The 22,473-nt window shown below is 49.9% G+C and carries 19 protein-coding genes; all 19 read left to right on the top strand.

What is annotated here, in order from left to right:
- Complete coding sequence (locus tag ES815_RS02030; protein WP_142486379.1) at window positions 1–474, top strand: GDP-mannose mannosyl hydrolase; 474 nt, start codon at window positions 1–3, stop codon at window positions 472–474.
- Window positions 471–1,694 carry a colanic acid biosynthesis fucosyltransferase WcaI gene (gene wcaI / locus ES815_RS02025; RefSeq protein ID WP_142486378.1) on the top strand — a complete coding sequence of 408 codons (1,224 nt, stop codon included), beginning with the start codon at window positions 471–473 and terminating at the stop codon, window positions 1,692–1,694. The genes ES815_RS02030 and wcaI overlap by 4 nt, the downstream gene beginning before the upstream one ends.
- A 3-nt stretch (window positions 1,695–1,697) precedes the next feature.
- On the top strand, window positions 1,698–3,134 hold the full coding sequence (gene cpsB, locus ES815_RS02020; protein ID WP_142486377.1) for a mannose-1-phosphate guanyltransferase: 1,437 nt from the start codon (window positions 1,698–1,700) through the stop codon (window positions 3,132–3,134).
- 109 nt (window positions 3,135–3,243) lie between these two features.
- Window positions 3,244–4,614 carry a colanic acid biosynthesis phosphomannomutase CpsG gene (gene cpsG / locus ES815_RS02015; protein WP_142486376.1) on the top strand — a complete coding sequence of 457 codons (1,371 nt, stop codon included), beginning with the start codon at window positions 3,244–3,246 and terminating at the stop codon, window positions 4,612–4,614.
- Between the two features lie 49 nt (window positions 4,615–4,663).
- On the top strand, window positions 4,664–6,058 hold the full coding sequence (gene wcaJ, locus ES815_RS02010) for an undecaprenyl-phosphate glucose phosphotransferase (protein ID WP_142486375.1): 1,395 nt from the start codon (window positions 4,664–4,666) through the stop codon (window positions 6,056–6,058).
- A gap of 1 nt (window position 6,059) precedes the next feature.
- Window positions 6,060–7,538: a colanic acid undecaprenyl disphosphate flippase WzxC gene (gene wzxC / locus ES815_RS02005; RefSeq protein WP_142486374.1), complete on the top strand. Its 1,479-nt coding sequence runs from the start codon at window positions 6,060–6,062 to the stop codon at window positions 7,536–7,538.
- A gap of 51 nt (window positions 7,539–7,589) precedes the next feature.
- Window positions 7,590–8,870 carry a colanic acid biosynthesis pyruvyl transferase WcaK gene (gene wcaK / locus ES815_RS02000; RefSeq protein WP_142486373.1) on the top strand — a complete coding sequence of 427 codons (1,281 nt, stop codon included), beginning with the start codon at window positions 7,590–7,592 and terminating at the stop codon, window positions 8,868–8,870.
- Window positions 8,867–10,087 (top strand): colanic acid biosynthesis glycosyltransferase WcaL, encoded by a 1,221-nt coding sequence (wcaL, locus tag ES815_RS01995; RefSeq protein ID WP_142486372.1) that lies wholly within the window; start codon window positions 8,867–8,869, stop codon window positions 10,085–10,087. The genes wcaK and wcaL overlap by 4 nt, the downstream gene beginning before the upstream one ends.
- 13 nt (window positions 10,088–10,100) lie before the next feature.
- Entirely contained in the window at window positions 10,101–11,486 is a 1,386-nt protein-coding gene (gene wcaM / locus ES815_RS01990; protein WP_142486371.1) for a colanic acid biosynthesis protein WcaM, read from the top strand.
- Between the two features lie 178 nt (window positions 11,487–11,664).
- Window positions 11,665–12,561, top strand: coding sequence for a GalU regulator GalF (galF, locus tag ES815_RS01985; protein ID WP_142486370.1), 897 nt, complete (start codon window positions 11,665–11,667; stop codon window positions 12,559–12,561).
- A 373-nt stretch (window positions 12,562–12,934) separates the two neighbouring features.
- Window positions 12,935–14,020: a dTDP-glucose 4,6-dehydratase gene (rfbB, locus tag ES815_RS01980; protein WP_142486369.1), complete on the top strand. Its 1,086-nt coding sequence runs from the start codon at window positions 12,935–12,937 to the stop codon at window positions 14,018–14,020.
- Window positions 14,020–14,919, top strand: coding sequence for a dTDP-4-dehydrorhamnose reductase (gene rfbD / locus ES815_RS01975; RefSeq protein WP_142486368.1), 900 nt, complete (start codon window positions 14,020–14,022; stop codon window positions 14,917–14,919). Before rfbB ends, rfbD begins: the two co-directional genes overlap by 1 nt.
- Window positions 14,920–14,972: 53 nt before the next feature.
- Entirely contained in the window at window positions 14,973–15,851 is an 879-nt protein-coding gene (gene rfbA, locus ES815_RS01970; RefSeq protein ID WP_142486367.1) for a glucose-1-phosphate thymidylyltransferase RfbA, read from the top strand.
- Window positions 15,852–15,954: 103 nt separating this feature from the next.
- On the top strand, window positions 15,955–17,187 hold the full coding sequence (locus tag ES815_RS01965; RefSeq protein WP_312845891.1) for a flippase: 1,233 nt from the start codon (window positions 15,955–15,957) through the stop codon (window positions 17,185–17,187).
- Window positions 17,188–17,191: 4 nt separating this feature from the next.
- On the top strand, window positions 17,192–18,157 hold the full coding sequence (locus ES815_RS01960) for a glycosyltransferase family 2 protein (RefSeq protein ID WP_142486365.1): 966 nt from the start codon (window positions 17,192–17,194) through the stop codon (window positions 18,155–18,157).
- Window positions 18,147–18,920, top strand: a complete 774-nt coding sequence (locus ES815_RS01955) for a glycosyltransferase family 2 protein (protein ID WP_142486364.1) — start codon at window positions 18,147–18,149, stop codon at window positions 18,918–18,920. The genes ES815_RS01960 and ES815_RS01955 overlap by 11 nt, the downstream gene beginning before the upstream one ends.
- 12 nt (window positions 18,921–18,932) lie before the next feature.
- A complete protein-coding gene (locus ES815_RS01950) occupies window positions 18,933–20,069 on the top strand; it encodes a glycosyltransferase family 4 protein (RefSeq protein ID WP_142486363.1) in 1,137 nt (378 codons plus the stop codon).
- Entirely contained in the window at window positions 20,056–21,249 is a 1,194-nt protein-coding gene (locus ES815_RS01945; RefSeq protein WP_142486362.1) for a hypothetical protein, read from the top strand. The genes ES815_RS01950 and ES815_RS01945 overlap by 14 nt, the downstream gene beginning before the upstream one ends.
- Window positions 21,250–21,269: 20 nt before the next feature.
- Window positions 21,270–22,373: a glycosyltransferase gene (locus ES815_RS01940; protein WP_142486361.1), complete on the top strand. Its 1,104-nt coding sequence runs from the start codon at window positions 21,270–21,272 to the stop codon at window positions 22,371–22,373.
- Window positions 22,374–22,473: the final 100 nt, after the last annotated feature.

Here is a 22,473-nt window from a genome sequence, read left to right as displayed (position 1 = left end):
ATGTTTTTAAGTCAGGAAGATTTTGCCACTGTGGTGCGTTCCACGCCGCTGATCTCCATCGATTTGGTTGTGGAGAACGAGCGGGGCGAGTTCCTGCTCGGGCAGCGTACCAACCGTCCGGCGCAGGGCTACTGGTTCGTGCCGGGGGGGCGGGTGCAGAAAGACGAGACGCTGGAAAATGCTTTCGCGCGTCTCACTGAGGCGGAGCTGGGGCTGCGCCTGCCGATGACGGCGGGGCAGTTCTACGGGGTCTGGCAGCACTTCTATGACGACAACTTTTCCGGCACCGGTTTCACCACCCACTACGTGGTGATCGGGTATCGCCTGCAGGTGAATCAGGCAGACCTGCGTCTGCCTGATTCCCAACACGACGACTACCGCTGGCTGAAACCGGACGCCCTGCTGGCAAGCGATAACGTGCATGACAACAGCCGGGCCTATTTCCTGGATCAGGTTGGGGTACCGGGACTATGAAGATCCTCGTGTACGGCATTAACTACTCTCCCGAACTGACCGGTATCGGCAAATACACCGGCGAGATGGTGGAGTGGATGGCCAGACAGGGTCATGAGGTGCGGGTCATTACGGCCCCGCCTTACTACCCGGAATGGAAAGTGGGCGAGCGCTATTCAAGCTGGCGCTACCGCCGTGAAGAGGGGGCTGCCACCGTCTGGCGCTGCCCGCTGTACGTGCCTAAGCAGCCCTCAACCTTAAAGCGTTTGATTCACCTGGGCAGCTTTGCCCTGAGCAGTTTCTTCCCGCTGATGGCGCAACGTCGCTGGAAGCCGGATCGCATTATCGGCGTGGTGCCGACCCTGTTTTGTACCCCGGGCATGCGCCTGCTGGGCAAACTCTCCGGGGCCCGCACCCTGCTGCACATTCAGGATTATGAAGTGGACGCCATGCTCGGTCTGGGCATGGCGGGCAAAGGCAAAGGCGGCAAAGTCGCGAAACTGGCCAGCGCCTTCGAGCGCAGCGGCCTGCACAACGTGGATTATGTCTCGACCATCTCCCGCTCAATGATGAACAAGGCGCAGGAGAAGGGCGTGGCGGCAGAGAAGGTGATCTTCTTCCCTAACTGGTCTGAAGTGGCGCGTTTTCGCGACATCACGCCTGAAGACGTGGCGGCGCTGCGCGCACAGCTGGGTCTGGCTGAAGCGCAAAAGATTGTGCTCTATTCCGGCAATATCGGTGAGAAGCAGGGGCTGGAGAACGTCATCGACGCCGCCGCAGCGCTCAGCGATAAGCCCTGGCAGTTTGTGATTGTCGGCCAGGGGGGCGGCAAAGCGCGGCTGGAGAAAATGGCCCGCGAGCGCGGCCTGCAGAATGTTCAGTTTTTCCCGCTGCAGTCTTACGACGCCTTACCGGCGCTGCTGAAGATGGCCGACTGCCATCTCGTGGTGCAGAAGCGCGGCGCGGCGGATGCGGTTCTGCCCTCCAAGCTGACCAACATTCTGGCGGTGGGCGGCAACGCAGTGATCACTGCCGAAGCCCATACCGAGCTGGGCCAGCTGTGCGACACCCTGCCGGGGATCGCCGTGTGCGTGGAGCCCGAGTCGGTGCCCGCGCTAGTAGCCGGGATTGAACAGGCGCTGACGATGCCCAAAGAGAACAGGGTCGCCCGTGACTATGCCGAACGCACGCTCGAGAAAGAGAACGTGCTGAGCCAGTTTATTGCAGATATTCGGGGATAAATCATGAGTAAAAATACGTTGTACCCGGTGGTAATGGCAGGTGGCTCTGGCAGCCGGTTGTGGCCGCTCTCCCGCGTGCTCTATCCAAAACAGTTCCTCTGCCTGAAAGGGGAACTCACCATGCTGCAGACGACGGTGAACCGTCTGAATGGCGTGAATTGTGAAAGCCCGGTGGTGATCTGTAATGAACAGCACCGCTTTATCGTCGCCGAGCAGCTGCGTCAGCTGAACAAGCTGACCGAAAACATCATTCTTGAGCCTGCCGGGCGCAACACCGCCCCGGCCATCGCCCTGGCGGCGCTGGCGGCGCAACGCAGCAGCCCGGATTGCGATCCGCTGATGCTGGTGCTGGCGGCGGATCACGTGATCCAGCAGGAAGAGGCCTTCCGCGATGCCGTGCGTTCAGCCATTCCCTATGCCGAAAGCGGCAAGCTGGTGACCTTCGGCATCGTGCCGGATCTGCCGGAAACCGGCTATGGCTATATTCGCCGCGGCAACATCACGCCGGGCGAGGGCGACAGCCTGGCCTTTGACGTGGCGCAGTTTGTCGAAAAGCCGAATATGGAAACCGCCCAGGCCTACGTCGCCAGCGGTGAATATTACTGGAACAGCGGCATGTTCCTGTTCCGCGCCGGTCGTTATCTGGAAGAGCTGGCAAAGTTCCGTCCGGATATCCTGGATGCCTGCGAAAAAGCCATGGCAACCGTCGACCCGGATCTGGACTTTATTCGCGTCGATGAAGCCGCGTTCCTCGCCTGTCCGGAAGAGTCGGTGGATTATGCGGTAATGGAACGTACCGCTGATGCGGTAGTGGTCCCGATGGATGCGGGCTGGAGCGACGTTGGCTCCTGGTCATCGCTCTGGGAGATCAGCGCCCAGACCCCGGAAGGCAACGTCCATCACGGGGATGTGATCAGCCATAAAACCGAGAACAGCTACGTTTATGCCGAATCCGGGCTGGTGACCACCGTCGGCGTCAAAGATCTGGTGGTGGTGCAGACCAAAGACGCGGTGCTGATTGCCGATCGCAACGCAGTGCAGGACGTCAAAAAAGTGGTGGAGCAGATTAAGGCCGATGGTCGCCATGAGCACCACATTCACCGCGAAGTTTACCGTCCATGGGGCAAATACGACTCCATCGACGAGGGCGATCGCTACCAGGTCAAACGCATCACCGTTAAACCAGGCGAAGGGCTGTCGGTGCAGATGCACCATCACCGCGCCGAGCACTGGGTGGTGGTGGCGGGTACCGCCAAAGTGACCATCGACGAGGTGGTGACGCTGCTGGGGGAAAACGAATCGATCTACATCCCACTGGGCGCGACCCACTGTCTGGAAAACCCGGGGAAAATCCCGCTCGACCTGATTGAGGTGCGCTCCGGCTCGTACCTGGAAGAGGACGATATTGTCCGCTTTGAGGATCGTTACGGGCGCGTATAGCGCTTACGCATTTGCCCGGTGCCGCTGCGCTTACCGGGCCTACGAAAAGATAAAAATTTAATTGGCCCTGTCAGGGTCGGGCCAACTGTTGCCTGAATAAGGGGTAATGATGCAAAAATTAACCTGTTTTAAAGCCTACGATATTCGCGGCAAGCTCGGTGAAGAGCTGAATGAGGACATTGCGTGGCGCATTGGCCGCGCGTACGGCGAATACTTAAAGCCAAAAACCATTGTGCTGGGCGGCGACGTGCGTCTGACCAGCGAATCCCTGAAGCTGGCGCTGGCGAAAGGGCTGCAGGACGCGGGCGTCGACGTGCTGGACATCGGTTTGTCCGGTACCGAAGAGATCTACTTTGCCACCTTCCATTTAGGTGTCGACGGCGGCATCGAAGTGACCGCCAGCCATAACCCGATGGACTACAACGGCATGAAGCTGGTGCGCGAAGGGGCTCGTCCGATCAGCGGCGACACCGGCCTGCGCGACGTACAGCGTCTGGCGGAAGCCAACAATTTCCCGCCGGTGAACGAGGCGAAGCGCGGCAGCTATAAAACTCTCGATCTGCGTGAGGCCTATATCGACCACCTGCTGGGATACATCAATCTGGCGAACCTCAAGCCGCTCACGCTTGTGATCAACTCCGGTAACGGCGCGGCAGGCCCGGTGGTGGATGCCCTGGAAGCCCGCTTTAAGGCGCTTAACGTGCCTGTCACCTTCATCAAAGTTCACAATACCCCGGACGGTACCTTCCCGAACGGTATTCCGAACCCGCTGCTGCCGGAGTGCCGGGCCGACACCCGCAACGCGGTGATTGAGCACGGCGCGGACATGGGCATCGCCTTTGACGGCGATTTCGACCGCTGCTTCCTGTTCGACGAGAAAGGGCAGTTTATCGAGGGATACTACATCGTCGGCCTGCTGGCGGAAGCCTTCCTCGAGAAAAACCCCGGTTCGCGCATTATTCACGACCCGCGTCTCTCCTGGAACACGGTGGATGTGGTCGCGGCGGCGGGCGGTACCCCGGTGATGTCGAAGACCGGCCATGCGTTTATCAAAGAGCGGATGCGCGAAGAAGACGCGATTTACGGCGGCGAGATGAGCGCCCATCACTACTTCCGCGATTTTGCCTACTGCGACAGCGGGATGATCCCGTGGCTGCTGGTCACCGAACTGCTGTGCCTGAAGGGCCAGTCGCTGGGTGAGCTGGTGCGTGACCGCATGGCGGCCTTCCCGGCGAGCGGGGAGATCAACAGCACCCTCGCGGCCCCGGCCGAGGCGATTGCCCGGGTGGAGAACCACTTCGCTCTGCACGCGCTGGAGATCGACCGTACCGACGGCATCAGCATGACCTTCCCCCAGTGGCGCTTCAATTTACGCTCGTCGAATACCGAGCCGGTGGTGCGCCTGAACGTGGAATCCCGCGCCGATGCGGCGCTGATGGCGGCGCGAACGCAGGACATTATGGCGCTGTTGAATCAGTAATCCTTGCCCCTCTCCCGACGGGGGAGGGGACCCTGAAACAGGAACAACGATGACAAATCTAAAAAAGCGCGAGCGAGCCAAAACGAATGCATCGTTAATCTCTATGGTGCAGCGTTTTTCTGATATCACCATCATGTTCGGTGGCTTGTGGATGGTGTGTAAACTCAGCGGGCTGCCTTTCCTCTACATGCACCTGCTGATGGCGCTGATCGCGCTGGTGGTCTTCCAGATGATCGGCGGGATGACCGACTTCTACCGTTCATGGCGTGGCGTCAAGATCGCCACCGAGCTCCTGCTGCTGTTGCAGAACTGGACCTTAAGCCTGGTCTTCAGCTTCGGGCTGGTGGCGTTTAACAACGACTTTGATAATCGCTTTGCCACCTATTTTGCCTGGTACCTGCTCACCAGCGTGGGGATGGTGGTCTGCCGATCGCTTATCCGCTACGGCGCGGGCTGGCTGCGTAACCGCGGCTACAACACTCGCCGGGTGGCGGTGGCCGGGAGTATGCCCGCGGGACTGGCTTTGCTGGACGGTTTTCGCAAGGAGCCGTGGCTGGGATTTGACGTGGTCGGGGTCTATCACGACGCGCAGCCCGGCGGTGTCTCTGCTGACTGGGCCGGTAATTATTCCCAGCTGATTGACGATGCCAAAGCCGGCAAGATCCACAACGTCTACATCGCCATGCCGATGAGCGACGAAGCCCGAATCAAAACCCTGATGCGCAAACTGGCGGATACTACCTGCTCGGTGATCCTGATCCCTGATGTCTTCACCTTTAACATCCTGCATTCCCGCATTGAAGAGGTAAACGGCGTGCCGGTGGTGCCGCTGTATGACACGCCGCTTTCCGGGCTCAACCGGGTGCTGAAGCGCGCGGAGGACATCGTCCTCTCCTCGATGATCCTGCTGCTGATCTCCCCGGTGCTCTGCGCCATTGCCCTGGCGGTTAAACTCACCTCAAAAGGGCCGGTGATCTTCCGCCAGACCCGCTACGGCATGGACGGGAAGCCGATCATGGTGTGGAAATTCCGCTCCATGAAGGTGATGGAAAACGACGAGGTGGTGACCCAGGCGACGCAAAACGATCCGCGCGTCACCCGCGTCGGTAACTTCCTGCGCCGCACCTCCCTCGACGAACTGCCGCAGTTTATTAATGTGTTAACCGGGGGCATGTCGATTGTCGGCCCGCGTCCGCACGCCGTGGCACATAACGAGCAGTATCGCGCCCTGATTGAAGGCTACATGCTGCGCCATAAAGTGAAACCGGGCATCACCGGCTGGGCGCAGATCAACGGCTGGCGCGGTGAAACCGACACCCTGGAGAAGATGGAAAAACGCATTGAGTTCGATCTGGAGTACATCCGTGAGTGGAGCCTCTGGTTCGATATCAAAATCGTTTTTCTCACCGTCTTCAAGGGCTTCGTGAATAAAGCGGCGTACTAACATGAGCTTACGTGAGAAAACCCTCAGCGGAGCAAAGTGGTCGGCTATCGCCACGGTGATCATCATCGGCCTCGGGCTGGTGCAGATGACGGTGCTGGCGCGCATTATTGATAACCACCAGTTTGGCCTGTTGACCGTCTCGCTGGTGATCATCGCTCTGGCCGATACGCTGTCGGACTTCGGCATCGCCAACTCGATTATTCAGCGTAAGGAGATCAGCCAGCTGGAGCTGACCACCCTCTACTGGCTGAACGTTGGCCTTGGGGTGCTGGTATTTGTCGCACTTTTCCTGCTCAGTGATGTTATTGCTGACGCGCTGAATAACCCGGAGCTGGCCCCGCTGATGCGCGCCCTGTCGTTTGCGTTTGTGGTGATCCCCCATGGGCAGCAGTTCCGCGCCCTGATGCAAAAGGAGCTGGAGTTCAGCAAAATCGGCATGATCGAGACCAGCGCGGTGTTGGCCGGGTTTACCTTTACCGTGGTCAGCGCCCATTTCTGGCCGCTGGCAATGACCGCGATCCTCGGGTATCTGGTGAACTCTGCCGTACGCACCCTGCTGTTCGGCTACTTTGGCCGCAAGATTTACCGTCCTGGCTTCCACTTCTCGCTCTCTTCGGTATCGTCCAACCTGCGCTTCGGCGCCTGGCTGACCGCCGACAGCATCATCAACTACGTCAACACCAACCTTTCCACTTTAGTACTGGCGCGCATCCTCGGGGCCAGCGTGGCGGGGGGCTATAACCTGGCGTACAACGTGGCGGTGGTGCCGCCAATGAAGCTTAACCCGATCATCACTCGCGTGCTGTTCCCGGCTTTTGCCAAAATTCAGGACGACACTGAAAAGTTGCGGATCAACTTCTACAAGCTGCTGTCGGTGGTGGGGATCATTAACTTCCCGACCCTGCTGGGGCTGATGGTGGTTTCCGGAAATCTGGTGCCGCTGGTGTTCGGTGAAAAGTGGGTCAGCATTGTGCCGATCCTGCAGCTGCTGTGCGTGGTGGGGCTGCTACGCTCGGTTGGTAACCCGATTGGTTCCCTGCTAATGGCCAAAGCCCGCGTCGATATCAGCTTCAAATTCAATGTGTTTAAAACATTCCTGTTTATCCCGGCGATCGTCATCGGCGGCCATCTGGCCGGCGCGATGGGGGTAACGCTGGGCTTCCTGCTGGTGCAGATAATCAATACCGTGCTGAGCTACTTCGTAATGATTAAGCCGGTGCTGGGCTCCAGCTATCGTCAGTACATCCTGAGCTTGTGGCTGCCGTTTTACCTGTCGCTGCCGACGCTGGCGGTGAGCTATGGCCTGGGTATCGTCCTTAACGGCCAACTGCCGCTGGCGGCGCTGCTGGCGGTGCAGGTGGCAGCCGGTGCGCTGGCCTTCGCGGTGATGATCGTGCTGTCGCGGAATGCGCTGGTGGTGGAGATCAAGCGTCAGTTCTGCCGCAACGAAAAGATAAAAACGCTGCTTCGCGCAGGCTAATTATTTCCTCCCCCTCACCCTTTGGGGAGGGGAATCTTTTAAGAGGTTATTATGAAATTACTGATTCTGGGCAACCATACCTGTGGTAACCGTGGTGACAGCGCCATTCTGCGCGGCCTGCTGGATGCCATTTACGCTCTGTCGCCGGAGACCGAAGTCGATGTGATGAGCCGCTACCCGGTGAGCTCCTCCTGGCTGCTGAACCGCCCGGTGATGGGCGATCCGCTCTACAGCCAGATGAAACAGCATAACAGTGCCGCAGGGGTAATGGGCCGGGTGAAAAAGGTGCTGCGCCGCCGCTATCAGCATCAGGTCCTCCTCTCCCGGGTGACCGACACCGGCAAGCTGCGCAACATTGCTATCGCTCAGGGCTTTACCGATTTTGTTCGTCTGCTCTCCGGCTACGACGCCATCATCCAGGTGGGCGGCTCCTTCTTCGTTGACCTCTACGGCGTGCCGCAGTTTGAGCATGCGCTCTGTACCTTTATGGCGAAAAAACCGCTGTTTATGGTCGGCCACAGCGTCGGGCCGTTCCAGGATCCGCAGTTCAACCAGCTGGCGAACTATGTGTTTGGCCACTGCGATGCCCTGATCCTGCGTGAGTCGGTAAGTCTGAATCTGATGCAGCGCAGCGAGATCGATACAACCAAAGTGGGGCAGGGTGTGGACACCGCCTGGCTGGTGGATCATCAGGAGGCGAACTTTACCCCGAGCTATGCCGTGCAGCACTGGCTGAACGTGGCGGGGCAGCAAAAAACCGTCGCCATTACCCTGCGCGAACTGGCCCCGTTCGACAAACGTCTGGGCACCACCCAGGCGGCCTACGAAAAGGCCTTTGCTGAGGTGGTCAACCGGGTACTGGACAGTGGTTATCAGGTGCTGGCGCTCTCCACCTGTACCGGGATCGACAGCTACAACAAAGATGACCGCATGGTGGCGCTCAACCTGCGCCAGCACGTCAGCGATCCATCCCGATATCACGTGGTGATGGACGAACTGAACGACCTCGAGATGGGCAAACTGCTGGGGGCTTGCGATCTGACCGTCGGCACCCGTCTGCATTCCGCGATCATCTCCATGAACTTTGGCACCCCGGCCATTGCCATTAACTATGAACACAAGTCTGCCGGGATCATGCAGCAGCTGGGGATGCCGGAGATGGCGGTGGATATTCGCCATCTGCTGGATGGCTCCCTGGGCGCGATGGTGGGCGACACCCTCGGCCAGTTGCCGGCCATCAACGAACGCCTCGCGGTGGCGGTGAAAGCCGAACGTGAGAACGGCATCAGGATGGTGAAATCGGTGCTGGATCGGGTCGGGGAGGGCAAATGAAGGTTGGTTTCTTCTTGCTGAAATTCCCGCTCTCGTCAGAAACTTTTGTGCTGAACCAGATCACCGCGTTTATTGATATGGGTTATGACGTGGAGATCGTCGCCCTGCAGAAGGGCGACACGCAAAATACCCATGCCGCGTGGACGCAATACGACCTGGCCAGCAAAACCCGCTGGCTGCAGGATGAGCCGCAGGGCAAGCTGGCAAAACTGGGCTACCGCGCCCGTCAGACTCTGCGCGGGCTGCATCGCCCCGGCACCTGGAGGGCGTTGAATGTTTCCCGCTATGGCGCCGAATCGCGCAACCTGATCCTCTCCGCCATCTGCGGCCAGACGGCACGGCCCTGGCGCGCGGATGTGTTTATCGCCCATTTCGGCCCGGCGGGCGTCACGGCGGCCAAGCTGCGCGAGCTGGGGGTTATCGAGGGGAAAATTGCTACCGTCTTCCACGGGATCGATATCTCCAGCCGGGAGGTACTGGCGCACTACACCCCGGAGTATCAACGCCTGTTTCAGCGTGGCGATATGATGCTGCCGATAAGCGATCTCTGGGCCGGGCGTCTGAAAAACATGGGCTGCCCGCCCGAAAAAATCACCGTCTCGCGCATGGGCGTGGATATGGATCGCTTTACCCAACGACCGGTGAAGGCCCCGGGAACTCCGCTGGAAATTATCTCAGTGGCACGCCTGACTGAGAAAAAAGGGCTGCACGTGGCGATCGAGGCCTGCCGGCAGCTAAAAGCGCGCGGGGTAGCTTTTCGCTATCGTATTCTCGGCATTGGCCCCTGGGAGCGCCGCCTGCGCACCCTGATCGAACAGTACGAGCTGGAGGAGTATGTCGAGATGCCGGGGTTCAAGCCCAGCCATGAGGTCAAAGCCATGCTCGATGCCGCCGATGTCTTCTTACTGCCGTCGGTCACCGGCACGGATGGCGATATGGAAGGCATCCCGGTGGCGCTGATGGAGGCGATGGCGGTGGGTATCCCGGTGGTTTCCACGGTACACAGCGGCATTCCTGAACTGATCGAACCCGGCCACTCCGGCTGGCTGGTGGAAGAGAACAACCCCGAGGCGCTGGCCACGCAGCTGGAGCGCTTCGCCGCGCTGGATGACCATGAGCTCTCGCCCGTGCTGCACAATGCGCGCCGGAAAGTCGAGAACGATTTTAATCAACACCTGATCAACCGGCAGTTAGCCACTCTGCTACAGACGCTTTAAAAAGGGAGGCGATATGCCGAAAGAGATGACGCGACGCGCGTTTGTCACTACCTGTTCCGTACTGGCCGCCGCATCCATGACAGGCGTGCGTGCCGCCGCGAGCGGCGCCACGGTGGACATCAGCCGGTATAACCATCGTGACTGGATCGCAGCCTTCAAAAAGGCCTTTACCGACGGCGACACCGTGGTGGTACCCGCCGGGCTCACCTGCGATAACATCAACACCGCCATTTTTATCCCCGAGGGTAAAACCCTGCGCATCCGCGGCGCGCTGACCGGCAATGGACGGGGACGGCTGGTATTGCAGGATGGCAGTAAAGTGATTGGGGAAGGGGAGGGGCGCAGCGAAAACATCACCCTCGACGTTCGCGGCTCCGACTGCGTGATCCAGGGGCTGGCCATGAGCGGCTATGGCCCGGTAACCCAGATTTACATCGGCGGTAAAAAACCGCGGGTGATGCGCAACCTGCTGATCGACAATCTGCGGGTCACGAAGGCGAACTATGCGATCCTGCGTCAGGGGTTCCACAACCAGGTAGATGGCGCCAGAATCACCAACTGCCACTTCAGCTATCTACAGGGCGATGCCATTGAGTGGAACGTGGCGATCAACGACCAGAACATCCTGATCTCAGACCACGTTATCGACCATATCGACTGCACCAACGGTAAAATTAACTGGGGGATCGGTATCGGTCTGGCCGGAAGTACCTATGACAATGCCTACCCGGAAGACCAGGCGGTGAAAAATTTTGTGGTGGCTAATATCACCGGCAGCAACTGCCGCCAGTTAGTGCACGTTGAGAATGGTAAACACTTTGTTATCCGTAATGTTAAAGCCCGAAATATCACTCCGGACTTCAGCAAAAAAGCGGGGATCGATAACGCAACGGTAGCGATATATGGTTGCGATAATTTTGTCATCGATAATGTTGAAATGGTCGAGAGCGCGGGGATGTTAATTGGCTACGGGGTGATCAAAGGCGATTATTTGTCGATACCGCAGAATTTTCGCCTGAACAATATTCACATCGAAAATCATAACCTTGCACGAAAATTGCGCGGAATACAGATCTCCTCCGGCAATGCCACTTCGTTTGTGGCGATCACCAACCTCGAGATGAAGCGCGCCACGCTGGAGTTACATAATAAACCGCAGCATCTTTTTATGCGTAATATCAAGGTGATGCAGGACACAGACAGAGGGCCGGCCCTGAAGCTGAATTTCGATCTGCGCAAGGATGTGCGCGGGAAATTTATGGCTCGCGAAGAGACGCTGCTCTCGCTGGCGAACATTAAGGCGATTAATGAGAAGGGGCAAAGTTCGGTAGATATTGACCGCATCGATCAGCATACGATTAATACGGAGCGGCTGAATTTTAGTCTGCCGAAGCGTTAAATATTAACCAGACGGCATTTTGCGAGGATTCCTGGAATTAAAGCGCGCGGATTCAGACTGCATCCATTGGTATTCGTACGGCACCGGCGTAACATCTACGCCTGATTTGTAGCAAATCGTGCTGGCGAAACCAGGCTAAAGAGCTATAATTCGGCAACCATTTTAAGGTGGAAGAAATATGATTAATTTGAAAGCGGTTATTCCGGTAGCCGGTCTGGGCATGCATATGCTCCCGGCCACAAAAGCCATTCCTAAAGAGATGCTGCCGATCGTTGACAAGCCGATGATTCAGTACATCGTCGACGAGATTGTTGCTGCAGGGATCAAAGAAATCGTTCTGGTGACCCATTCTTCGAAGAATGCGGTAGAAAACCACTTCGACACCTCCTATGAACTTGAAGCCCTTCTGGAGCAGCGCGTGAAGCGTCAGCTGCTGGCGGAAGTGCAGTCCATCTGCCCGCCAGGTGTGACCATCATGAACGTGCGTCAGGCGCAGCCGCTGGGGCTTGGCCATTCTATCCTGTGCGCACGCCCTGTCGTTGGCGATAACCCGTTTGTGGTCGTTCTGCCGGACATCATTCTGGACAATGCCTCTGCCGATCCGCTGCGCTACAACCTTGCTGCTATGGTTGCACGCTTCAACGAGACCGGTCGCAGCCAGGTGCTGGCGAAGCGTATGAAAGGCGATCTGTCCGAATACTCTGTCATTCAGACCAAAGAGCCGCTGGATTCAGAAGGTAAAGTCAGCCGTATCGTTGAGTTTATCGAGAAACCCGATCAGCCGCAGACTCTCGACTCCGATCTGATGGCCGTCGGCCGCTATGTGCTCAACGCTGAAATCTGGGCCGAACTGGAACGTACCGAGCCAGGCGCCTGGGATCGTATTCAACTGACGGATGCTATCGCGGAACTGGCGAAGAAGCAGTCTGTCGATGCCATGCTGATGACCGGTGACAGCTACGACTGTGGTAAAAAAATGGGCTACATGCAAGCCTTTGTACAGTATGGCCTGCGTAACCTGAAAGAAGGGCAGAAGTTCCGGGAAAGCATGAAGAAACTATTAACCAACGATTGACGGTTGGTTGCTGGTTGCCTAAACGGCAGTGGATCATTCCTGGCTTTCATTAGCCATGAGAATGACACTGCCGTTTTCTTTTTTAAATTTATTCTTAAATTTCAGTGAGTTAATTGCTGTTTTTTTGTGTTGCTGGCCTACTTTTTTCCCTTGTGTCTGCAAGCATTTAAGACGACAATTATTAATTGCCTTTTACGCTGCCCTGTCAAGATTATGGCGGGGCCAGACGGCAAAATACCTCTATTTTGACCACGTTCAGTGTACTGGTAGCTGTTAAGCCAGGGGCGGTAGCGTGTCTGATTTTTGCCACAGTAGTCACAGACTATGGTGGGACATCACTATCCCGATATATTCAATCAACGGAAACTCACGCGTGAAAATTCTAGTTACTGGTGGTGCTGGTTTTATCGGCTCTGCGGTTGTACGACATATTATTCAAAACACTCAGGATAGCGTTGTTAATGTCGATAAATTGACCTACGCCGGTAACCTGGAATCTCTGGCTGACGTAAGCAAAAGTCAGCGTTACGTTTTTGAATATGCAGATATTTGTGATAAAGCGGCGATGGATCGTATTTTTGCCGAGCATAAGCCTGATGCCGTCATGCATCTGGCGGCGGAGAGCCACGTTGATCGCTCTATTACTGGCCCGGCTGCGTTTATCGAGACCAATATTGTCGGTACCTATGTGCTGCTTGAAGCGGCCAGAGCCTACTGGTCAACGCTTGACGAAGAGGCGAAGCAAGCCTTCCGTTTCCATCATATCTCCACTGACGAAGTGTATGGCGATCTGCCGCACCCTGATGAACACCCGGCGTCAACTGAGCTGCCGCTGTTTACCGAGACGACGGCCTATGCACCAAGCAGTCCATATTCAGCCTCCAAGGCATCTAGCGATCATCTGGTTCGTGCATGGCTGCGTACCTACGGGTTCCCGACCATTGTAACTAACTGTTCGAATAACTACGGCCCTTATCACTTCCCGGAAAAACTGATCCCGCTGGTGATCCTGAACGCCCTGGACGGAAAAGCACTGCCGATTTACGGCAAGGGCGATCAGATCCGCGACTGGCTGTATGTTGAAGATCACGCGCGTGCGCTCTATACAGTGGTAACCCAGGGTAAACCGGGCGAGACCTACAACATCGGCGGCCATAACGAGAAACAAAACCTCGATGTGGTTCACACTATTTGCGATCTGCTGGATGAAATAGTGCCGAAAGAGGGCTCTTATCGCGACCAAATCACCTACGTGACCGATCGCCCGGGCCATGACCGTCGTTATGCCATTGATGCTGATAAAATCAGTCAGACGTTAGGCTGGAAGCCGCAAGAAACCTTTGAGAGCGGGATCCGCAAAACGGTGGAGTGGTATCTGGCTAACGCCCAGTGGGTTGAGAACGTGAAAAGCGGTAACTATCAATCCTGGATTGAACAGAACTACGGGGAACGTCAGTAATGAATATCCTTTTGTTCGGCAAAACAGGGCAGGTGGGTTGGGAGCTGCAACGCTCGCTCGCGCCGTTAGGTAACCTGATTGCCGTCGACGTTCGCTCCAGCGAGTACTGCGGTGATTTCAGTAATCCAGAAGGCATTGCTGAAACTGTGCGTCGCGTTAAGCCGGATGTGATAGTCAATGCGGCGGCGCATACCGCCGTGGATAAAGCCGAGTCTGAGCCCGAGTTCGCGCAGCTGCTGAACGCCACAAGCGTGGAAGCCATTGCCAAAGAAGCCGCTAAAATTGGTGCCTGGGTAGTTCACTATTCTACCGATTATGTTTTTCCGGGTAACGGCGAAAATCCGTGGCGAGAAACCGATGCCACCGCACCACTAAATGTGTATGGTGAAACCAAACTGTCCGGTGAAAAAGCTCTGCAGGAAAATTGTGCGCGTCATTTAATTTTCCGCACCAGTTGGGTTTATGCAGGCAAAGGAAATAACTTTGCGAAAACCATGCTGCGTTTTGCAAAAGAACGCGCGGAGATGTCGGTCATTAACGATCAGTTTGGCGCACCAACAGGCGCTGAGCTACTGGCCGACTGCACGGCGCATGCAATTCGTGTCGCGCTCAAGCAACCCGATGTTGCAGGGCTCTACCATCTGGTTGCGGGGGGCGTGACCACATGGCACGACTATGCCGCCCTGGTATTCGACGAAGCGCGTAAGGCTGGCATTGAGCTGGCAATTACAAAGCTCAACGCTGTTCCTACCAGTGCTTATCCTACCCCTGCATGTCGCCCGAATAACTCCCGTCTGAACACGGAAAAATTCCAGCAAAACTTTGACCTGGTATTACCTCAATGGGATATCGGGGTAAAACGCATGCTGGCCGAGCTGTTTACGACTACTGCGGTCTGACCCTTGAATTTAATGCCCGTTTACGGGCATTTTGCACATTAAGAGATGATGAAATGAAAACGCGCAAAGGGATTATTTTAGCTGGTGGCTCAGGAACACGTCTGTACCCGGTCACTATGGCTGTCAGCAAACAACTGCTGCCCATCTATGACAAACCGATGATCTACTATCCGCTGTCCACGCTGATGCTGGCGGGTATTCGTGACATTCTGATCATCAGTACCCCTCAGGATACGCCACGCTTTGAGCAACTGCTCGGTGATGGCAGTCAGTGGGGCCTGAACCTCCAGTATAAAGTCCAGCCGAGTCCGGACGGCCTGGCGCAGGCGTTTATCCTCGGCGAAGAGTTCATTGGTGACGATGACTGTGCGCTGGTGCTGGGCGACAACATCTTCTATGGCCACGATCTGCCGAAGTTAATGGACTCCGCGGTGAGTAAGGAAAGTGGTGCGACCGTCTTTGCTTACCACGTAAACGATCCTGAGCGCTATGGCGTCGTGGAGTTTGATAAAGAAGGCACGGCTGTCAGTCTCGAAGAAAAACCGGCTGAGCCAAAAAGTAATTACGCCGTAACCGGGCTCTATTTCTACGACAACAGCGTTGTTGAGATGGCGAAAAGCCTTAAGCCTTCTCCGCGTGGTGAACTGGAAATTACAGACATTAACCGTATGTATATGGAGCAAGGCCGTCTGTCTGTTGCGATGATGGGCCGTGGTTTTGCATGGCTGGATACCGGTACACATCAGAGCCTGATTGAAGCAAGTAACTTCATTGCGACCATTGAAGAGCGCCAGGGACTGAAGGTGGCCTGTCCGGAAGAGATCGCCTATCGTAAAGGGTTCATCGATGCGGAGCAGGTTAAAGACCTTGCGAAACCTTTAGCGAAAAATGCCTACGGTCAGTATTTGTTGAAAATGCTAAAAGGTTACTAACCAAAAAAATTAATCGACCATTTCAGAAAGGGTTACAATAAAAATACTTTCATGAATAGAAATTATTAAAATTATGTCACTTTTGAAAAACAGTATATGGAATATGGCAGGGTATGCAATCCCGACGTTGATAGCCATTCCAGCATTTGGAATTATCGCACGAAAGATAGGCGTTGAATTATTTGGCCTGTATACTTTGTCGATGATAGTTATTGGATATGCAAGCATATTTGATGCAGGTTTAACCAGAGCTGTTGTACGAGAAATAGCGCTGTTAAAAGAGAATAAATCAGACAGCAATACCGTTATCATAACATCGCTCGTTGCTATTTTTATATTAGGATTGTTAGGCGGAGGGGCATTATTTATCTTCAGGGATAATATTATCACTTTGCTTAATATAAGCAGTCAGTATTATTCCGATGTATATCTTTCAATTGTTGTTCTTGCCTTACTTATCCCCGTCTTCTTAGTGACGCAAATATTTCTCGCCGAACTTGAAGGGCGCGAATATTTTGGGCATTTAAACATTCAAAAAAGCATTGGTAATTCACTTATTGCTGGTTTACCTGTCTGCTTTGTTTTCTATCAAGAGAGTCTTTTTTTTGCCGTGTTAGGGATAGCTTTGGCGAGAATTATCTGCTTGGTATTAAGTTATTTATACGTCAGAAAAAGAATTACCTTAGGCATAAGCTATTTTTCACTATCTGTATTAAAGCGTATGTTTTATTACGGGGGGTGGGTGACTGTTAGTAACATTATCTCGCCGCTGTTGATCAGCATGGATAGATTTATCTTATCAAATATTGCGGGCGCATCGAAAATTTCTTTTTATACTGTGCCAAATGAACTTGTAAACAGATTGTCTATAATACCTGGTTCATTAGGCAAAGCGATTTTCCCAAAACTTAGCCGCTTGAATAATTATAATGAGTCCATCACGCATCAGAAAAACGCCTACAAGCTGATGACTATTATCTGTCTCCCTTTATGTGTTTTCGTCTATATCTTTGCCGAAAAAATATTAACTATCTGGATGGGTAGCCAATTTGCAGGAACCTCGTCAACAATATTGCAAATTATGATTGTTGGTTTTTTCTTTAATTGCTTTTCACAAATACCATTTGCAAATATACAAGCCTTTGGGAAGGCAAAATATACAGCTTATATTCATATGCTGGAATTTATTCCGTATATGATTTTATTGTTTGTGTTTACTAAGCAATTCGGAATTGTTGGTGTTGCTTTTTTATGGACTGCAAGAGTTATTGTTGATTTCATGCTTTTGTATTATATGAGCCATAGATGTAATATTCTTATGAAGACGCAAAGGTAAAGTAATGGTATATGTAATAGTATTAAACTGGAATGGGGCGAAGGACACATGCCTGTGCGTTAATAGCTTACTCCAAATGAATTATGATAAATTCAGAATTATTATAGTAGATAATAAATCAACGGATGACTCATATACCACGATCAAAAACGAAATGATTAGCAAGGCCAGTGATAATAGTAAGGCTAATATAATTACGTCGGAAGAAATTAATACCTATAAAGTTAAGGCTGATGAAAAAATAATTTACATTCAGTCAGATTACAATCGCGGCTATGCTGGTGGAAATAATCTCGGCGTGAAGTTTTCACTTAATCAGGATGATGCCGATTATGTATGGGTGTTGAATAATGATACAGAAGTCGATGTCAACGCACTTCAATATTTAGTTGATAAATGTAGTAAAGACTCAAGCATTGGTATATGTGGTTCTCGGTTGGTATATTTTGATGATAGAGAAACGCAGCAAGGATTAGGTGGGTTACATAATAAATGGCTGTGTACAACAAAACAGTATGGCATCGGTGAAAGTGCACATGCTAAATATAATGATGAAGTTATTGCTCAGCAAATTGATTATGTCATCGGCGCAGCGATGTTGTTTACTAAAGCGTGCTTAGATAAAATTGGTTTAATGTATGAAGAATATTTCTTATATTACGAAGAATTAGATATTTGTTTGCGAGCGAAAAAGGCTAATTTCAAACTGGGTATTTGCTCTGATAGCATTGTTTATCATAAAGAAGGTGCAAGCACCGGCGGCGGTAAGAGTAAAGTTGCTGATTTTTGCTCCATCAGGAACCGGCTTCTTGTGACTGCTAAGTTTTACCCTCAATGCTTTATCACAGTATGGTTATCTCTGTTCGGTGTTGCTTTTAATAGAGCCAGAAGAAAAGAGTTTAATAAGATGATTGTATGTCTTCTCATTATTTTTAGTTTTGGTAGGAAAAAATTACAACATGGAAAATAATCAAAGTAAAATATTTATTTCCATTGTATCTCATGGTCATGATGATATGATTCGTGAAAGTGGGATTCTTGAACAAGTTAAAAATCATAAGAATATCAATCTTGTCATTAAAAATAATAAAATACATTCTTCATTAAATGAAAAAAATTCAGAATGTATTTATTCTATCAATGAGCAGTTTAATTGTGGTTTTGGAGAGAACAACAATATTGTTTTCAACTTCTGTAAAAGTCATTTAAATATGAAAGGAGAAGATTACTTTATTGTTTTGAATCCAGATGTGTTAATTGATTTAACTGATGTCGTTGAATTATGTCACGCTATGCGTCAAAATGACGAAAAAGCTGCAACAATAAATTTATTTAAAGATGATGCAAAAACCATCTACGATAATTCGATAAGACATTTTCCAAAATTTAAAGACTTTTTTCTTTCATATCTTGGTTTTAAAAATAAAACGATTATCGAAAAAAGTTCTATCAATAATAAATGTATTGTTGATTGGGCCGCCGGTTCATTCCTCGCTTTCCGGGCCGATCATTACGCTAAGCTAGGCGGTTTTGATGAATCATTTTTCATGTATTGCGAAGATATTGATATTTGTTACAGAAGCAAAGTTGAGGGGATGGATCTTGTCTATTACCCGATGATTAGCGCAGTACATAAAGCACAGCATGCCAATAGATCATTATTCTCTAAACATTTTGTTTGGCATGTAAAAAGTATTATTAAATATTGTGCTAAAACAAAAGCTTTTTTTTAAGGGAGTGCTTAGATGAAAGTTGCTTTTTTGTCTTCCTATGATCCCACCTCAACAGGTAGTTGGTCAGGAACGCCTTATTATATGCTGTCTGCGCTTAAAAGGCATAATATTGACGTTAAGGTGCTTGGTCCCGTAAATTCATTTACCAAACCATTTTTGAAAGCATTTAAATTGGTTCTAAGATTGTTTGGAATTAATTATGATTATAGTTACTCTTCGATTTTATCATATGAATATGCGTTTCGGTTTAATAAATCATTGAAAAAATTGTCAGGCGTGGATTTTATTATCGCACCGGCAGGCTCAACACAAATTGCAAAATTAAAAACTATTATTCCAATATTATATTTATCCGACACAACCTACGATCAACTAAAAAATTATTATAGTAATTTTAATTCTATTAATGATTCTTTTCATCACCAAGGGAGTAAGATTGAGAGCGCTGCTTTGAATAACGCTGCAATAATATCGTTCCCCTCAGATTGGGCTGCTAATTTTTGTGTTAAACATTATAAGATACCTGAGTCAAAAGTTAAAAAATTACTCTGGGGCGCTAATATAGTAGAACCTTATACTCATCCCAAAATCAGAACAAAAGATGATGATAAATCGTTTACCTTATTATTTCTGGGTGTCGACTGGGAACGCAAAGGTGGAAAAGTAGCGTTAGAGGCAGTTCAATATTTGCGTGAAAGCAAAAATATTGCCGCTAAACTTATTGTGTGCGGATGTACCCCTGACATCAGCGATCTTCCAGAGTGGGTTGAGGTGACAGGCCGCTTAAATAAAGACATTCCCTCTGACATGAATATTTTTAAAAATGTTCTCATTAAGTCCGATTTGCTTTTATTACCAACGATTGCAGAATGCTATGGCATGGTGTTTTGTGAGGCGGCTGCTTATGGCATGCCAGTTGTTGCAACCAATACGGGCGGGATTAGTTCAATTGTTATCGAAGGTGAAACTGGATTGTTAATTAACGATCCAACAGATTCTCAAGCGTTCGCGATGAGTATTTATGAAATAATTCATAATTTAGATAACTATAATCGATATGCAAATAATGCATTTGAAAGATATCATAGTCATTTAAATTGGGATGCGTGGGCAAAAGAAATAATTGAGTTAATGTATGACTATAAATAATATTAAACCTCACAATACGACTGCTTTTTTATTCTTTCTGATGCTTGTCTTTATCGCTCCCGATTTTATATATTATCGATTAGGACTTGGTAATTTTTCACTTGCAACCTTAGTGGCTTTATCTGTATTATTCGTTTTTTTACGATTGAAATGGATAACCCGTGATTGTCGTTTGGCAATTGCGCTTGTCCTTTTTATATTAGTATTGAATATTATTGCCAGTTTTTTTGTTAATGGTATTGCAGATCTCTTTAATATAAAGGTGTATTTTTCTGTTGTATCATTATTGCTCATGGTTTACTTTGCATCTGGTTTTGCAAATAACGTAAATTATTTTTCTGACTACACTATTAAAAAAGCTTCGTTTAGAATGTTCTATATTCTTTGTGCCATTGGAATGTTGGGAGCGATGCTTATTGTTGGCGGAGTTGTGCAAGATAAAAGCATGGTTTTTTTCTCTGAACCCTCTGCTTTTGCCCTGATATTTTTGCCATTCTTTTCGTTTGCATTGTTTTATGCAAGAGGGACAACCACGATAATAATCCTTATCGTATCGTTGAGTATTGCTCTAGCCGTGCAGAATTTGACCTTACTGGTTGGTTTGGTCTTCTGCGTAATTGCTCTTAAAAAGGTTAGAATTTTACCTTTTGCTATAGCTTTGTGTTTAATGATATTTGTTTGGACTTTTTATCAATTCACTTATGATTATACATACTTTTCCTCGCGCTTAAGTTTTGCCAATTCTACTAACTTTTCTGTACTGGTATATCTTTCTGGGCTTGAACGTGCATTTTTAAACTTTACTGAAAGTTTAGGGTTGGGTACAGGCTTCCAACAAATGGGGTACAATGGCGTGGTTGGAGAAAGCCAAAGGGTTTTAGAAAGTTTAGGTGCCGGGCACTTAAATTTGTATGATGGCTCATTTATAGCTTCAAAATTTATTTCTGAGTTTGGACTGATTGGCTTGATTTTCTGCATTTTATTTACGCTTAAATTTATCAAGGCTTTCATTTATTTCAACTCGAAAAAATCCTATTCTGCTCAGCATGTATTAGCTTATTGTTTCTTACTGTCATTTATTATCCCACTCTATATCCGTGGGGCTGGGTATTTGAATCCATATGTATTTATGATGATGTCGTCAATGTTTATGTATCGTAATTTATATAAAAAAATGTAATCTGGTAGACAGGAATATTTATGTTTATAGTCATTTCAGGCGTTAATCTTGTTGAAGGGGGAACGCTTAAGGTTTTCAGAGATGCATTGATAACATTAGATAAGAATACTTCTACTAATGATACTGTTTATGCATTGATACATAAAAAAGAATTGTTTAGCGATATTGTGTTTCAAAACATCACATTTATAGAGTTTCCAGACATTAAAAAAAGCTGGTTCAAAAGACTCTATTTTGAACTTATAACATGTAAAACTTTGAGTAAAAAGTGGGGCGCGGACGTGTGGTTAGCAATGCATGATATCACACCAAATGTCACAGCAAAAAAACAATATGTTTATTGCCATAATTGCTCCACCGTTTATAAGGCTAATATTAAAGACTTAGTTTACGAGCCTAAGTTCTATCTTTTTTCAAAATTCTATAATTTACTTTATAAAATTAATATCAAAAAAAACGATGCGATCATTGTGCAGCAACGTTGGTTTGGCGAGTATTTAAAAAAACATGTTGGAGCCGAGCGCTACATCGTTTCTCGCCCAGTTAACCCTATCGTTAATCATTTGAAACCTTCCTTTACTTCTAAACATACGACGAATCTTTTCTATCCTGCATTACCCAGAACGTTTAAGAATTTTGAGTTACTGCTTGATGCACTCTCAATATTCAATGAGAAATCCCCTGCGCATAAAGGGAAGCTAACGCTTACGTTAACTTTTTCTGAAAATACGAATAAATTCTCAAAATATTTAATTAATAAATATAGACATGTTGAAGGTGTAAAGTTTTCGGGCATATTAAATTTCACTCAAGTTGAGCAGGCTTATAACCAGTGTGACGTTGTTATCTTCCCGTCGTTGCTGGAAACATGGGGTCTTCCCATTTCAGAGGCGAAGATGCATGCGAAGCCGATTATATTAGCAGATTTACCCTATGCACATGAAACCTTGGGTAACTATGAGTACGCCGCTTTCATAGACCCTTATTCTGCAGATGATTTAGCAGACTTGTTTGTTGATTTAATGAATGGTAAACCAGTATTCAATGAAGTGAATTTGGAAAAAGATGATGCATTTTATGATTGGGATAGAACCATAAAGCACTTATTAATAACAAAAAACTAATATATTAGCTGTTGTTAGTGTTCAAAAATTATCTTTTAAAAAAAACACTCGTTGAGTTAACATCTAAGCCACATTTCAAGCCGCGTATATGTCGCGGTGA

Source organism: Leclercia adecarboxylata, assembly GCF_006874705.1.
Taxonomy (GTDB): domain Bacteria; phylum Pseudomonadota; class Gammaproteobacteria; order Enterobacterales; family Enterobacteriaceae; genus Enterobacter; species Enterobacter adecarboxylatus_C.
The sequence above is the reverse complement of the archived record's forward strand: the minus strand, read 5'-3'. Positions and strand labels throughout refer to the sequence as shown.